The organism is Vreelandella andesensis, from assembly GCF_003989795.1.
In the GTDB taxonomy this organism is placed as follows: Bacteria; Pseudomonadota; Gammaproteobacteria; order Pseudomonadales; family Halomonadaceae; genus Vreelandella; species Vreelandella andesensis.
Genome location: NZ_RZHG01000007.1, coordinates 105,722 through 119,111 on the forward strand (window position 1 = coordinate 105,722; position 13,390 = coordinate 119,111).

The following is a 13,390-nucleotide window of genomic DNA, read 5'->3' on the forward strand; positions in this document are numbered from 1 at the left end:
TTTTTGTTAGCTAATGAAAAGTGCGCCGTAAATCAAAGCGCCGATAACAACAAAAGCGGGGTGTGTTTTGAAATGTATTAAAGCGATAGCGGCAGCAATCCCAATAATCAGCGTATGAATGGCACCACTGGTGTTTAAACTTTCTAGCAAAAAACCAAGGGTTAGCCAGGCCATCATTATGGCGATTACCGGGCGTACCCACTGGCTCATACGCTTGACGCGAGGAGAGTCACGGTGACGATAAAGTAACCCCAATGCACCGAGCATCAGCAGTAAAGAGGGAATAACGGTGGCGGAAACAGCCACAAATGCGCCGCCAATGCCAGCAATTTCATAGCCAACATAGCCTGCCATTTTAGTCGCAATAGGGCTGGGGAGAGCATTGCCCAGTGCCAAGGTTTCAGCAAACCCTTGAGAGGTCATCCAGCCATAGCGACCCACCACTTCGGCTTCAATGAGAGGAATAATTGCAGGGCCGCCACCATAGCCAACAATGTTAGGAATGAAAAACGCTAAGAAAAGCTCCCAATAGATCATGCAGAGCCCTCCCTAGGTTTTTTACCCGTTGGCCGCAGCAAAGCGGTTAGCAGGATGGCGCTAATTACCCAGCCAGGGTGTACGCCCAACCAATAAATTAGCCCGCCTGCGATGACTGCCATAAGCGCGCTCGCCAGCCAGCCAAGGGCTGCTTGAGATTTGTCGAAAAAATCCCAGGTCAACTGCCCCATCATGACCATAACGACAGGGACGACTGCCTGCCCCATGCCGCGTATCCAGGCAACGTCACGATAGCGGCTAAAAATGCCTAGCATAATAATCATGGCAACGATCATTGGCAGAATGACGGCAACAACCGCCGCTACGCAGCCACTAACGCCAGCAACCCGATAACCGATATAGCCGGGCATCTTAGTCGCGATAGGTCCAGGCAACGTATTGCCAATGGCAAGTACATCGGCAAATTCTTCATCGGTTAACCACTTGTGTCGTGTAACGACTTCGGCACGTACCAGCGGTATCATGGCGGGGCCACCACCAAAACCAAAAATGCCTACGCGGAAGAAAGCCCAAAAGAGTGCCGACTGTTTCATGTGCCCATTGCCATTAGAGTCGTTGTTTCAATTAAAAGCATCAGGTTTGCCTAGTTATCGTTTATTTTATAAAAAATCGATTATCTTATCTAAAATAGAATATAAGTAGCCGGTTGTGAGTCGTCAACCTATGGTCGTAGAATCTCCGTTAACAGACGCGGTCGCGAAGACACGCAAAAGGATCACGGAATGAACAAACACATCCAACCTCCCGCTGATACCGCTTCCAGTCCTATTTACGATGCGTTGCGCAGAGATTTAGTAGGCGGCCGCTTTGCGGCTGGAGAAAAACTGGCCATTAATGCGCTGAAAGAGCATTACCAAGTAGGGCTTAGCCCGCTGCGTGAAGCGTTAAATAAATTGGCAGCGTATGGGTTATTAATCCAAGAAAATCAACGCGGCTTTAAAGTTCCAAAGCTATCGCGGGAGGAATTGGATGATATTGCGCATTTGCGCATAGAACTTGAAGGAATGGCGCTTGAGCGGGCTATTATCCACGGCGATGCGGTGTGGGAAGCCGACTTATTAGCGGCGGCTCACCGCTTAAGGCGTGCGGATGTGTCACTCGATAAAGGAGAGGAGTGGGAGCGTCTGCACACCCAGTTTCATCGCACGCTGGTCGCGCCTTGTGGATCGGTGTGGTTGCTTCGGTTTATAGAACAGCTTCACGACCAGTTTGATCGCTATCGCCGTTTGGGGCCTAAAATGCCCTCTATACGTCAAGAGCTGGATGAGCAGCACCACGAATTGGTTGAGTTGGCGCTCAATCGAGATGGCAAAGCGGCTCGGGCCTTAATGGATGACCATATCCATAAGTCTTATGAGGTGGCGCTGGCACGGTACCAAGCGCACGCCTGAAGCATTTGCATGTTCTTGCAGGTACACTCTTTCTATTGGTACACGGGAGCTTATAGCCGTGGTTGTAGCTACTTTAATGTAAGGTAACAGGCATAATGCAAGAGGCGAATAATCAAATAGCGGAGCAGACGTTAACATGGGTTCGCACGTTTATTGTCGAACACAATATTTGCCCGTTTGCTAAACGTGAGCTTGAAGGGGGTAACGTTCGGGTTGAAGTGGTACGGTCAAAAAAAGTCGACGTGGCACTGGAAGAACTTATTACCGAAGTGGAGTGGTTAAACGAACACCCTGAAACGGAAACCACGCTGTTGGTGTTTCCCTCGCTGTTTAAAAGCTTTGATCACTACCTGGATTATGTCGAGCTGGCTGAGAGCCTGCTGGTTGAACTGGGTTATGAAGGTATTTATCAGCTGGCAACTTTCCATCCTGACTACTGCTTTGCCGATGCTGAACCTGAAGACGCAGCCAATTACACCAACCGCTCTCCCTATGCGATGGTTCATCTGCTGCGCGAGGAAAGCGTTGAAAAAGCCATTGCTTTTTACGGTGATACGGCGCAAATCCCTGAGCGCAATATTGCCCATTTAACCGCGTTAGGCAGCAACACTGCTGAAAAGTTATTGCAGCGCTGCCTTAAATAAGCCCATGCCTTATTTATGATGCCCGACCTATAAGCATCGCTTTTTTATCACGTGACCATTAAAGCGCTTTATACATCGCGTAGCTACCGACTAAACCAAGGGATGCATGCCGATAGGTATTGGGAATAGTGCCGACTATTGCGAACCCCAGCCGTTGCCACAGGGCAACGCCTTTTCTTTTGCGTTTAGTTGAGTGATGACCGAGCGATGCCTGCCACGATTTCGTAGCTACGCAAGCGGTCGGCATGGTCGTAAAAGTCGCTGTTGATCATTAGCTCGTCGGCTCCTGTCCGCGCTTGAAAAGCCTCTAGTTCTGCTTTGACCGTGTTAGGCCCACCAATGATGGCAGCACCTAGGAATTGACTAACTTGAGAGCGTTCCATCGGTGACCAGTCGAGCTGTTCAACGGGGGGCAGCGACTGCGTTGGTTTCCCACGAATAAGGCTAAGAAATTTCTGCTGAGAGGTCGTTGCCAAGTAATGAGCCATGGCATCGCTCTCTGCGGCAATAATGGGCAGCCCCACCATGGCATGGGGTTTGTCTAAGTGCTCTGACGGCCGGAAATTATCACGATAAAGCCGTAATGCTTCAAATAAGTAACCAGGCGCGAATTGTGCTGCAAACGCAAAAGGCAACCCAAGTTTTGCCGCCAATTGCGCGCTATAACCGCTAGAGCCAAGTAACCAGATAGGCACGTGGGTGCCTTGTCCGGGTACGGCCTTTACGCGTTGCTGTGGGTCGGCATCCGTTAAGTAGCTGCGCAGTTCATTTAACAGGTGTGGAAAGTCATCAACGCCTGCCTGTGCATTGCGCCGCATTGCCTGCATGGTGGCACCGTCAGAACCAGGCGCACGGCCTAGACCCAAATCAATCCGGCCAGGGTAAAGCGTTTCTAAGGTGCCGAACTGCTCAGCGATCACCAGGGGCGGATGGTTGGGCAGCATAATGCCACCGCTGCCGACACGGATGGTGGAGGTTTGCCCAGCAACATGGCCAATCAATACGGCAGTTGCTGCGCTCGCGATGCCAGCAATGTTGTGGTGTTCAGCCAGCCAGTAACGGGTATAGCCGAGCTGTTCTGTCCGTTGAGCTAGCGATACGCTGTTGCGAAAGGTTTCTTCAGCGCTACCGCCTTGGCGAATCGGGGCTAGATCCAGCACGGAAAGAGCGGTGTTAGCGAGTTGACTCATGGGACACCTGCCTTAAAAACAAATGGTTGGCTAAAGTTACTCGTGCAGTTAATTAGCACGCTAGGTATCCCGGTGTTATGTGGGCACGGCAATAGAAATGCAAGGTGTCAGGGGTGTTGGTAAATCAGCGTTGGTAAGTCAGTGCCGATTAATCAGTGGGTGGTGTTGGCCGGATTAAAATTTCGTTTACATCGACGTGCGCTGGTTGAGAAAGTGCATAAATGACGGCGTTGGCAATATCGCGATCTACAAGCGCATGCTCGGGGGGGTTATCAAAAAACGGAGTATCGACCATGCCGGGTTCAATTAAGGTAACGCGCATACCTGTTCCGCGAAGTTCTTCACGCAGGTTATAGCCTATACCCGTTACAGCCCACTTTGTGGCGCTGTACATCGAGCCTGGAATGGTGGTTCGCCCAGCCGATGAACCGGTTAATAATACATGCCCTTTGCTTCGCTTTAGCGCGGGAAGACACGCCTGAAGCGTCAGCCCTACGCCGTAAATGTTGGTTAGGATCATGTCGCGCCAGGCGTCGTGATCCGCACTACTGAAACCGCCGGGAGACCCTCCGCGGCCAGCGTTTGCAAAGACGGCATCTATACGCCCAAATTTTTCAAGCGCTTGGTCGACCATGGCTTGCTGCTGTGCCATGTTGGTGACATCAAGGGCGCATGTCAGCACGTTTTCTGGGCCAAGTTCCTGGGCCAGTGCAGTGAGTTTGTCGGTAGAGCGGGCGGCAAGTATTAACTTGTAGCCTTCACGTGAGGCGGCTCGCGCGGTGGCGGCACCAATTCCGCTTGAGGCACCAGTGATCATCAAGACACGGTTCTGCATAGTATGGGTTCCTAGCTCATTCGGTTGGATGAAGTATCAGAATGGCTAATAGCCCTCATTGTTGCAAACGCGTTTTTTAGCTAGCGTGCATACTTTTCTTGTTGCGTTTAAGCATGGATGAGAGATCGAATATCGAAGGGCCTGCAGTGCTTTTTTCGTGATAAAGGGCTTAACATCTTCACTTGTGGAAAAGCAATGAGCGCTATCCCTTCATACGCCAAAGCGATGAACAGCCAGCATACTCGATCTTTTAAGCCGCCTAGTTTGGCAAATAGATCTGAATAGACACCACCCTAGCGGTTCACTGTCACCAAGTTGGGCGCTCGTGATAAAGAATTGCGACACGTGAGAGCTGGTTATTCGTGCAAATAAACAGCGTCAATATCCAGTGTTGAGCGCTTACCGATTGCTTCAAAATTCGTCTCTAGCCAGCGCTCGGTGGCGTCGCGTCCTTGGTCAAACAGATAACATAGAAATGCCCACTCTGAATTCATTTTGCTAGACACCGAGAGATCCTCCAGCGCCTGTTCGCCACTGATACGGTGGAAGAGTGCCTGTTGGTAGCAGTTTTCAATCCCTTGTTCATCCAGCGTGCGCTTGAGCATTGCAATCATGCGTATTTCTTTAATCAGGGCTGAATTAAAGGTAATTTCATTTAAGCGATTCATGATGGCCGACGCAGAGGTGGGAACCTCTTCTCTGATGATAGGATTAATTTGCACCAACAGAATATCTCGTGCGCTGCACTCCTCCATTAAAGGGAATAGCGCTGGGTTACCCATATAACCGCCATCCCAGTACGCTTCGCCTTCTATCTCAACCGCTTGAAATACAAAAGGTAAGCAAGCAGAAGCCATGACCGCATCTACGCTCATCTCTTCGCGGTGAAAGACGCGCTGCTTTCCCGTGCGAACGTTAGTGGCCGTTACAAACAGCTTAAGCTGTTCGCAGCACCTTACGCGTTCGAAATCAATATGTTCAGCGACAATATCGCGCAGTGGATTAATATTAAGAGGATTCATTTGGTAGGGAGATACCAACCGACTTAACAGATCCATGGCCACGTAGCCCGGCGAATTGTCGAGGCTCCAGTTGCCCGTTAACATGTCTAATGGCGAGCGTCGAATTGGGCTTGCCATGCCCGCTCGACTAACTGCTTTCCAGAACTGGTGCAGCGCTTGCCGAGCCGTCTCTTTGTTGCCGCGGGTGAGGGCGTCAGCCATGACCACACCATTCATCGCGCCGGCGCTTGTTCCGCTGATACCCTCTATTTCGATACGGTCGTCTTCAAGCAATCGGTCGATGACACCCCAGGTGTAAGCACCGTGAGATCCTCCGCCCTGTAAAGCGAGATCTAATTTTTTGATCTGCGGCATAGCTGTTCCCTGCTGAGTGGGTGATTAAAAGAGGAAGACACTCAGCATGGCATAAAAGCGTGTGATATGTGTACGCCAAGAAGGCGCGCAGCACAAAATACGCACAGCACGTCATTAAGGTGAATCTGCTAATGGCGAGGGGCGTCCTGTTGAAAGGGGAACCTCATAAACGGCATGCTCCATTAGTTTATCAAGTTGAAGCGCTAGCTGGCTGCTAGCCTCTTCCATAACGGCCAGTGCCGCAAGCTGGCCGTTATGATCACCCTGACGGGCAAATTTAAGCGCTTCTAAACCGCTTTCATGGAAACGCTTATGTGGCGCCGCCAGCGCTTTGTAGGCTTTCGTGTGTTTATAGCGGCGACCATCTCCCACAAAATACCAATGCCCCAGCGTGCAGTGTTGATGATCTTCTAAACTTTCTTCTAGATGGGCAGAAAGTAGCTGTTTGTAAAGGCGACTTTTCCATACGGCATGCTCAAGTTTGGCGGCGTGCAAATAAGCAGTAGTTGAGCTGTGGTGTATGACCTTATACATATGGCGAGATTGGTCTATCAGCTGCTCAATTACCTGCTCGGCTGATTGGGCGGCGCTGGTTAAAGCCGTTACTTCCTGCTGCTGATAATTTCGAATTTTTGCATTTTCGTTGACTTGCGATGTGGTGCGCTCAATCCACTGTGCTAGTTGATGAGCTAATTGTTGAGAGTGTTCGGAAATCTGTTGCAGATCGCGAACAATGGCAGGCATACCTGCCGGTTGCTCATGGAAGTGGGCGACTTCCAAGGCAGCAGTAATAGCTAACGCTCGAGTGTGGCCTGCGTTATGTCCTAAGTCGATACTTAGCTGGCGTATATCGTGAAAGGCTTTCTCAGTCATTAAAGAAGACGACAAATACGCGTCTGTTTGCTGGCAGCGTTGGCGGTGTTGTTGCAATGTCTGTAAGGTTCGCTCGGCTTTATGAAGCCGTTCGAAGGTGTCGGTAAGTGTAGATTGCTCGGCAGCAAGATGCTGAGCGTGCACTTCCACGCCTTTGCTCAACGAGCAAAGCATATCCGCACCTCTTGCCTGAAGCATGCTGAGTGACTCAACGGGAGTCATCAAGCTGATCGCACGACAGCGGGGACGCTTTCTTTCGGCATCTAACTGAGCATTCAATGCCGCCACCTGTTGCTCTAGGCGATGGATTGTTTGATAAGGGTGCAGAAAAGCAAACATGGCCAGTACCTACAAAATAGCTTTGTGATGTTTTGTCACAAAGTATTGCAGGTGGTTGCCGCGTTTGCTGGAGTTACCTTGTAATAATGATGAAAACCAGTCCCTTGGGCAGTTTAGGTTTGTGTTTCTTAGTGTCTTTAGTTCAGTCTCAAGCACCAGTCTCAAGCACCAGTCTCAAGAGCCGGTCTGACAAACCGGGCGACTTTTCCGCTCGGGTATTCTAATTGAGAAGGTTGTTAGCGCTGGGCTAAGTTGGGAGCATTATCGCTTGGACAGCGCAGAAACTGTGATGTCGCTAACCACTCTTCATCTGGGTAGTAAGCAAACACATACTGGTTCTCTTTTAAGCTGTCGATAAGCGGATAAGTAATGTCTTCGCGCACAGCAGGGCACCCGTGGCTACGTCCTAGCCTGCCGGTCTGCGTAATGAAGTCATCGCTAACATAGTTAGCGCCATGGATCACGATCGCCCGCTCAAATGCAAGATCATTGACGTCTGGCTCTAAGCCGTCCAGTCGTAATGAGTAGCCATTACGGCCATAATAACTATTCATTGTGCGAAAGAGACCGATACTGGACTGGTGACTCTCGGGGGTATTAGAGAACACCTCTGCCAATGCATCGCCGGAGCCTTGCCCATGGGAAACAAGCTCTTCAAATAACAGTTTATGTTGATGTAGATCGAAGACCCACAGCCGTGGCTCGGTAGAAGGAAGCGAGTAATCAATGACGGCTAAACGCTCAGCGGTGGGGTCAGCGCAGCTAATTGATTGCGCGGCGAGTCTTAGCGCCTCTGGTGTCGCCGATGGCGCTAACTGGAGTAGTTGATGATGCAAGGGCGAAACGCCGGGAGGTGCTGAAGACGCTGCCTGTGAAAAAAAGCTAGCGGCCTGTAAAGGAATACTCAGCAATACCAGTGGAAGCGAAAAAAGGGCGGTAGAAGCGCGTAGGCAAAAAGACATAGAGTGTAATCCTGCAATGGATATCGACGAAAGAGACATATAAACGGCTATGATAATTAGGTGTAGCGTAATAATAATGAATAGCAATGATGAATAGCGACGATGAATAGTAACGCAAGGAGGAGCCATGAACGAGACAACGTTAACAAGACGATGGGCGATAGGGGTGGCTCTATGTCTGGCGCTGATCCAAGCGCCTCAGCTGATCACCAGCGCGCAAGCTGATACAGGCTCACTTGAGCAGGCGTTAGCTCAGCGTGTTGATGCTCAAACAAGCGCGTTACTGCCTGTGGAAGATTTTTACCAACAGCTAAATCAACAGCCCGTCTGGCAAGATATCAATCGCGTTGAAGCGCTGGTGGACGCGTTAACGAGTCTTGAGGATGATGGCTTGGCTCCCAGTGATTATCGTGCGGACACCTTGCTGGATGCATTTCAGGCTAGCCAGCAAGCAGATATGTTGGCGCAAGCTGATTTTGATATCCAGGCCACAACAGCATTACTACTTGCGCTTGAACATCTTTCGCGGGGTAAGGTGAATCCAAATGAGGTCGAGCCCAAATGGGACCGCCCCCGGCCTGAACGTCGCTACTCATTACTGCGTGTTGTCCATGCATTGGAAAATGGGGATATTCAAGGCGTGTTTGATTATGTAAGGCCTTCATCGGCTGAGTACGCACAGCTTCGCGATGCGCTACGTTATTATCGCACGCTGGCCGAGAAAGACAGTGTTCCCTACCTGACGGGCCAAGATGAGGCGTTGCGTCCAGGAGATACTAGTGACGATGTTCCCGTACTGCGGCAGCGCTTGGCATACTGGGGAGAAAGCAACTTACTGGCGGCGGATAAAAGTGCTTATCCACAGATAGAAGCTCAATCAGCGGTCAGCAATCAACGTATCTATGATGCTGAGTTAGAAAGGGCAGTTAAGCACTTTCAACGTCGTCATCAGTTGCAACAAGATGGCATTGTGGGTAAGCGTACGCGACTTGCGTTGAATACGCCGGTCACTTCGCGCATTGACCAGCTTATTGTCAACTTAGAGCGGGCCCGGTGGATTAAGCCCACTGAAACCAATGAGCCGCGGGTGTGGGTTGATATTGCAGGTTACCGATTGCACTACGTACGACCCAATGGTGAGCATTGGGATGCCCGCGTGGTGGTTGGCACCCCGCGGCGCGAAACGCCTATTATTCATTCGGCAATTAGCCACTTGACGGTCAATCCTTCTTGGACGATTCCACCGACCATTATGCGCGAGGATGTATTGCCTCAGGTGCGAAGAGATTCTGGCTATTTAGCACGGCGGAATATTCAAGTGTTAAGTCTATCCGGTGAGCGGTTAGATGCTAATAACATTGACTGGCAGCGGCCTGGCGCGGTGATGCTGCGTCAAGTATCGGGTAGTAGTAATCCGCTAGGCCGCGTAGTGGTGCGTTTTCCTAACAGTGAAATGATCTACCTTCACGACACGCCAGCGAAAGGCTTGTTTCAACGCGATCAGCGGGCGCTAAGCTCTGGTTGTGTGCGTGTTGAAGGCGTAACGGAATTTGCGCAGCTATTGCTGCAAGATAGTGGTAGTCGCTATCAGCTATCTTCGTTGCTTAACAGCAGTGGAAGTGATCGTAATGTTAATTTGCCTCAGCGTATTCCTGTGGCATTGCACTACTTGACTGCTTGGCCAAATGCTCAGGGAGACGTGGAATTTCGTGATGACATCTACCGTCGTGACGCCGACCTGTTAGCTGCTTTGTCTCAGGCCGCATAACGCGACGGATAGCGTGTTGGTCTGTTGATGTGTTAAACAGCTGTTAAAAAGATCAACTTTAAAACAGTAACGCCGCCCTTTGGGGCGGCGTTACTGTTTGCAGCTGAACGAAACGCTTACTGCTCATCTTGGCGCTCGTAGTTTGCAACGCTAACTGTGCCTGTTTCACCGCTATTCAATGCGGCCAGCATGGGCTCAGCTTGGCGCTGGAAGGCAATCAATGTATCGCCCCTGAGGCTGGTATTTTCAGGTAGCTCTACGTTCATCGCGTTTACTGGGGCGTTATTGACGATGACTTCATAATGTAGATGGGGCCCAGTGCTACGCCCTGTATTACCTGAAAGCGCAATGCGCTCACCCATTTCAATTCGCGCGCCTTCGGAAACTAGAGGGCGAGAGAGGTGGAGATAGCGGGTTTGATAGCCATTATCATGACGAACGACAATGTAGCGCCCCGCCGCATGATGGTTACCCACTTTTTCCACACGGCCGTTGGCTGGCGCGACAATAGACGTACCAATAGGCATCGCAAAGTCGGTTCCGTTATGAGGGCTTATTCGGCCTGTCACTGGGTGCTTGCGGCGCGGATTAAAATTAGAGCTTAGGCGGTAATTGCCTTCAAACGGATAGCGCGAAAAAGCCGGGTCTAAGCTACTTCCTTCGGGCGTATAAAAATTGTCGTCAGACGTATTACGAAGAAGCGTCAAATCCATTCGTTCGCCTTCGTAATGAACGGCCAGTACACGAGAATCTAGTGATTCACCGTCAATCATGTCCGACTCGACGAGCACCTGAAAGCGGTCACCGCGGCGGCTGTCACGCCGAAAATCAAGCTTCTTTTCAAGCAGTCTAGTTAGCTCAGTGACACTGCTGCTTGCCAAACCGGTGGCTTGAGCAGAGCGGGCAAAACTGCCGCTTACACTTCCTGCATAGAGACGCTGTACTGCTTCACCCTGGCGCTCAATGGTAGTAACTGCAAAATGTTCCCCTTCACTGTCAAGCAGAACACCATCTCGAATATTCATCATCATGCGCAAAGACAGTAAACGACCATCTTCATCTAATTTGTAATCGAAACTGTGCCCCGATTGCCAGTGAGTAAAAATGCGCGGATCAGGAAGATCCTCCAGCAGCGCGAGCACTTCGCTGTAACCAAGACCGAGTTTATTCTGGGCTAGCAGTGCAAATGTTTCGCCCGACTCAACGATGTGCGTTTTCCATTCAGGAATGTAGGGCTCTTCTGCAGCAATTTCCATCTCGAGAAATGAAATGTCACCAAACAACTCAACACCATAATCTTCATAAGAAGTGGCATCTGCGATTTCAACGGATGCGGTGTTGTCGTTATCAAGCATACCGCTAGATAGCGTTCCTACCACCACCGCCATGTGAAGCGCGCCGTCATCAAGCTGGGTATTCGTATGAGTTTCATCTGCGAGACCAGCCATCGAAGCTTCCGCGCTTGGAATAATGTCGAGATCGACAATTTCCGTGGCCGCGAGGTCTTGCAGCGGGATATGTTCACGCGTGGCATCAATAGCGCGCGTAGCGCGACCGATGGCTTCAGCAACTGGAGTGCGCTCTTGGCGCAACGAAGGAATCCCAGGTGCTGAATCATTGGAAAGCGGTACGAGCACGCTTTCCAGCGATGTGTGGGGTTGGTTTAAGTCGTGATAAGTAGTAACTAATTTTTGTGTGCCCAGCACAGTGACCATCGTAGCCACGGGTAACAATAACAATTTATGCGTGCGGGGCAGCGAATGAAGAATTCGCAACATGGGTAAATGGACCGCCGAGTTCGTGATAAATAAGTAACATGAAAGAAAGTAAACCCAGGAACCTTACCTTATGACGATAGGCGAGAATAGACTGTATGCCCGTACACTAAAGATACTTCCATCGAAATATGAAAGTAATGAGTAAGTAAATTTATTTATGAACGCCGTTCGCTAATAAAAGTAACTTAATGGAAACGATTTGAGAGATTAGCTTGCTTACTAATTGACCATAGGAAACTAACGGTAATCGTCGTTGTTTGCAAGAATAAAAAGGTTAAATTAGCAATGCAATGCTTTTGTAACAATTATGTATAAGAAATGTATAATTTAAGGATGCCTAAAAGTCTATCACTTCTGTGAAATGTCTTTTAAGTAATTATCTTAAAAGTTCTTAAGGGCTACCGGGTATCAAAGTTTATTTTTTTGTAATGAATTGTTCTTTTGCCGTGTTTGACAGATTTGTTGTCGATTGGCGGTAATTTGTTGGGCAGGGGCAGGGGCAGGGGCAGGGGTAGGGGCAGGGGCAGTATCAGACATCCTTACCTGGTAGCCTGATTCATAGGAAAAAATTGTTTACAAGCAAGTACTCAGCGCTGTTTCCTGGCATTCTATAAGGATTTTCGAAGATTAAGCGAACTATTTCGCTGTTTAGCGTCGAGGGAATCGAAATGTCTCGAGTAACTCTTGCACAGTGGCAGATGCTGGCAGCCGTTGTTGACCATGGTGGGTTTGCGCGAGCGGCAGAAGCTATCCACAAAAGCCCATCTACGCTTAACCATGCCGTGCACAAGCTAGAAGAACAATTAGGCGTTCAAGTGCTAGAGCCGGTAGGCAGGCAAGTACGCTTGACCGAAGCAGGCGAGCTTTTGCTACGTCGGGCACGTCAATTAATTGAAAGTGCTGCTTCTTTAGAAGATGTTGCTACACGTTTGGCTGCAGGTCTGGAAGCGGAAGTGGTCGTCGCAATTGACCAGATTTTTCCAGCCGCTGCCCAAGCGAAAGCACTTGAGCGCTTCTCAGAGGCGTACCCTCAGGTCAGAGTGCAGCTGCATGAAAGTGTGCTAAATGGCGGTACGGAAATGCTTCACGATGGCCGTGCTGACCTCGTGGTCTCTGGTATTGAAGCGCAAGGTTTTTTAGGGGAGCCGTTGGTTAATGTTCGATTTATAGCGGTTGCGCACCCTAGCCACGTGTTACACCAGATTGGACGTTCGCTGGATTTACGCGACCTAGCGCAGCATCGCCAATTAGTGGTTCGTGACTCAGCGCTACGTCAGTCAACCAATGCGGGTTGGCTTAAAGCTGAGCAGCGTTGGACGGTGAGCCATTTGCACACATCATTAGACATGCTGAAACGTGGGTTAGGATTTGCTTGGATGCCAGAAACCCGTATTGCCGATGAACTTTCAAGTGGGCAGCTCAAACCTTTACCGCTCAGTGCTGGCGGGATACGAGTGGTGCCCATGCAGCTAATATTTAGAGACCGAGATCGGGCCGGTCCCGCAGCTCATGCTATGGCACAGGCGTTGAAGCGAGGGGTAAGGGAGCTTTGTCCTAAGGATTCGATTTCCTCGAATGAATCGCCGTAAAACATCCGCTTGAGCATCGAGGAAGCGGGCGTATGCTAAACGTCTTTAGCAATATTAATACGTTTATCGCATGCGATATATGACAGG

At 50.0% G+C, this 13,390-nt stretch carries 12 protein-coding genes and 1 pseudogene; 4 read left to right on the forward strand and 9 right to left on the reverse strand.

Annotated features, from left to right (window positions below):
* Window positions 1-6: 6 nt before the first annotated feature.
* Window positions 7-537 carry a chromate transporter gene (locus ELY33_RS03000; RefSeq protein WP_126943739.1) on the reverse strand — a complete coding sequence of 177 codons (531 nt, stop codon included), beginning with the start codon at window positions 535-537 and terminating at the stop codon, window positions 7-9.
* Window positions 534-1,091: a chromate transporter gene (locus ELY33_RS03005; protein ID WP_126943742.1), complete on the reverse strand. Its 558-nt coding sequence runs from the start codon at window positions 1,089-1,091 to the stop codon at window positions 534-536. Before ELY33_RS03005 ends, ELY33_RS03000 begins: the two co-directional genes overlap by 4 nt.
* 189 nt (window positions 1,092-1,280) lie before the next feature.
* On the opposite strand from ELY33_RS03005, the gene ELY33_RS03010 reads away from it, so the two are divergent.
* Window positions 1,281-1,949, forward strand: a complete 669-nt coding sequence (locus tag ELY33_RS03010; RefSeq protein ID WP_126943745.1) for a GntR family transcriptional regulator — start codon at window positions 1,281-1,283, stop codon at window positions 1,947-1,949.
* A gap of 95 nt (window positions 1,950-2,044) precedes the next feature.
* Window positions 2,045-2,593 carry a DUF1415 domain-containing protein gene (locus tag ELY33_RS03015; protein WP_126943748.1) on the forward strand — a complete coding sequence of 183 codons (549 nt, stop codon included), beginning with the start codon at window positions 2,045-2,047 and terminating at the stop codon, window positions 2,591-2,593.
* Between the two features lie 58 nt (window positions 2,594-2,651).
* Here the strand turns inward: ELY33_RS03015 and ELY33_RS18035 are convergent.
* The 6 genes and pseudogenes from ELY33_RS18035 to ELY33_RS03045 all read right to left on the reverse strand — a co-directional run.
* A pseudogene (locus ELY33_RS18035) lies at window positions 2,652-2,762 on the reverse strand (GNAT family N-acetyltransferase); the annotation flags it as partial.
* A 16-nt stretch (window positions 2,763-2,778) separates the two neighbouring features.
* Window positions 2,779-3,783, reverse strand: a complete 1,005-nt coding sequence (locus ELY33_RS03025; protein WP_126943751.1) for an LLM class flavin-dependent oxidoreductase — start codon at window positions 3,781-3,783, stop codon at window positions 2,779-2,781.
* Between the two features lie 148 nt (window positions 3,784-3,931).
* On the reverse strand, window positions 3,932-4,618 hold the full coding sequence (locus ELY33_RS03030; protein ID WP_126943754.1) for an SDR family oxidoreductase: 687 nt from the start codon (window positions 4,616-4,618) through the stop codon (window positions 3,932-3,934).
* A gap of 356 nt (window positions 4,619-4,974) precedes the next feature.
* Window positions 4,975-5,994: a patatin-like phospholipase family protein gene (locus ELY33_RS03035; protein ID WP_126943757.1), complete on the reverse strand. Its 1,020-nt coding sequence runs from the start codon at window positions 5,992-5,994 to the stop codon at window positions 4,975-4,977.
* A 114-nt stretch (window positions 5,995-6,108) separates the two neighbouring features.
* Window positions 6,109-7,206, reverse strand: coding sequence for a CZB domain-containing protein (locus ELY33_RS03040; RefSeq protein ID WP_126943760.1), 1,098 nt, complete (start codon window positions 7,204-7,206; stop codon window positions 6,109-6,111).
* Window positions 7,207-7,442: 236 nt separating this feature from the next.
* Window positions 7,443-8,168: a murein L,D-transpeptidase catalytic domain family protein gene (locus ELY33_RS03045; protein WP_126943763.1), complete on the reverse strand. Its 726-nt coding sequence runs from the start codon at window positions 8,166-8,168 to the stop codon at window positions 7,443-7,445.
* 127 nt (window positions 8,169-8,295) lie between these two features.
* On the opposite strand from ELY33_RS03045, the gene ELY33_RS03050 reads away from it, so the two are divergent.
* The gene (locus ELY33_RS03050) at window positions 8,296-9,936 is read left to right on the forward strand and encodes a L,D-transpeptidase family protein (RefSeq protein ID WP_126943766.1); all 1,641 of its coding nucleotides are present in this window, start codon (window positions 8,296-8,298) and stop codon (window positions 9,934-9,936) included.
* A 116-nt stretch (window positions 9,937-10,052) separates the two neighbouring features.
* On the opposite strand, the gene ELY33_RS03055 is transcribed toward ELY33_RS03050, so the two are convergent.
* Window positions 10,053-11,714: a peptidoglycan DD-metalloendopeptidase family protein gene (locus ELY33_RS03055; protein ID WP_126943769.1), complete on the reverse strand. Its 1,662-nt coding sequence runs from the start codon at window positions 11,712-11,714 to the stop codon at window positions 10,053-10,055.
* A gap of 668 nt (window positions 11,715-12,382) precedes the next feature.
* On the opposite strand from ELY33_RS03055, the gene ELY33_RS03060 reads away from it, so the two are divergent.
* Window positions 12,383-13,303, forward strand: a complete 921-nt coding sequence (locus tag ELY33_RS03060) for a LysR family transcriptional regulator (RefSeq protein WP_126943772.1) — start codon at window positions 12,383-12,385, stop codon at window positions 13,301-13,303.
* Window positions 13,304-13,390: the final 87 nt, after the last annotated feature.

What these genes read in the sequence shown, in the direction of transcription:
- ELY33_RS03000 (WP_126943739.1), bottom strand. Translation starts at nt 537, where the DNA reads ATGATCTATTGGGAGCTTTTCTTAGCGTTTTTCATTCCTAACATTGTT.
- ELY33_RS03005 (WP_126943742.1), bottom strand. Translation starts at nt 1,091, where the DNA reads ATGAAACAGTCGGCACTCTTTTGGGCTTTCTTCCGCGTAGGCATTTTT.
- ELY33_RS03010 (WP_126943745.1), top strand. Translation starts at nt 1,281, where the DNA reads ATGAACAAACACATCCAACCTCCCGCTGATACCGCTTCCAGTCCTATT.
- ELY33_RS03015 (WP_126943748.1), top strand. Translation starts at nt 2,045, where the DNA reads ATGCAAGAGGCGAATAATCAAATAGCGGAGCAGACGTTAACATGGGTT.
- ELY33_RS03025 (WP_126943751.1), bottom strand. Translation starts at nt 3,783, where the DNA reads ATGAGTCAACTCGCTAACACCGCTCTTTCCGTGCTGGATCTAGCCCCG.
- ELY33_RS03030 (WP_126943754.1), bottom strand. Translation starts at nt 4,618, where the DNA reads ATGCAGAACCGTGTCTTGATGATCACTGGTGCCTCAAGCGGAATTGGT.
- ELY33_RS03035 (WP_126943757.1), bottom strand. Translation starts at nt 5,994, where the DNA reads ATGCCGCAGATCAAAAAATTAGATCTCGCTTTACAGGGCGGAGGATCT.
- ELY33_RS03040 (WP_126943760.1), bottom strand. Translation starts at nt 7,206, where the DNA reads ATGTTTGCTTTTCTGCACCCTTATCAAACAATCCATCGCCTAGAGCAA.
- ELY33_RS03045 (WP_126943763.1), bottom strand. Translation starts at nt 8,168, where the DNA reads ATGTCTTTTTGCCTACGCGCTTCTACCGCCCTTTTTTCGCTTCCACTG.
- ELY33_RS03050 (WP_126943766.1), top strand. Translation starts at nt 8,296, where the DNA reads ATGAACGAGACAACGTTAACAAGACGATGGGCGATAGGGGTGGCTCTA.
- ELY33_RS03055 (WP_126943769.1), bottom strand. Translation starts at nt 11,714, where the DNA reads ATGTTGCGAATTCTTCATTCGCTGCCCCGCACGCATAAATTGTTATTG.
- ELY33_RS03060 (WP_126943772.1), top strand. Translation starts at nt 12,383, where the DNA reads ATGTCTCGAGTAACTCTTGCACAGTGGCAGATGCTGGCAGCCGTTGTT.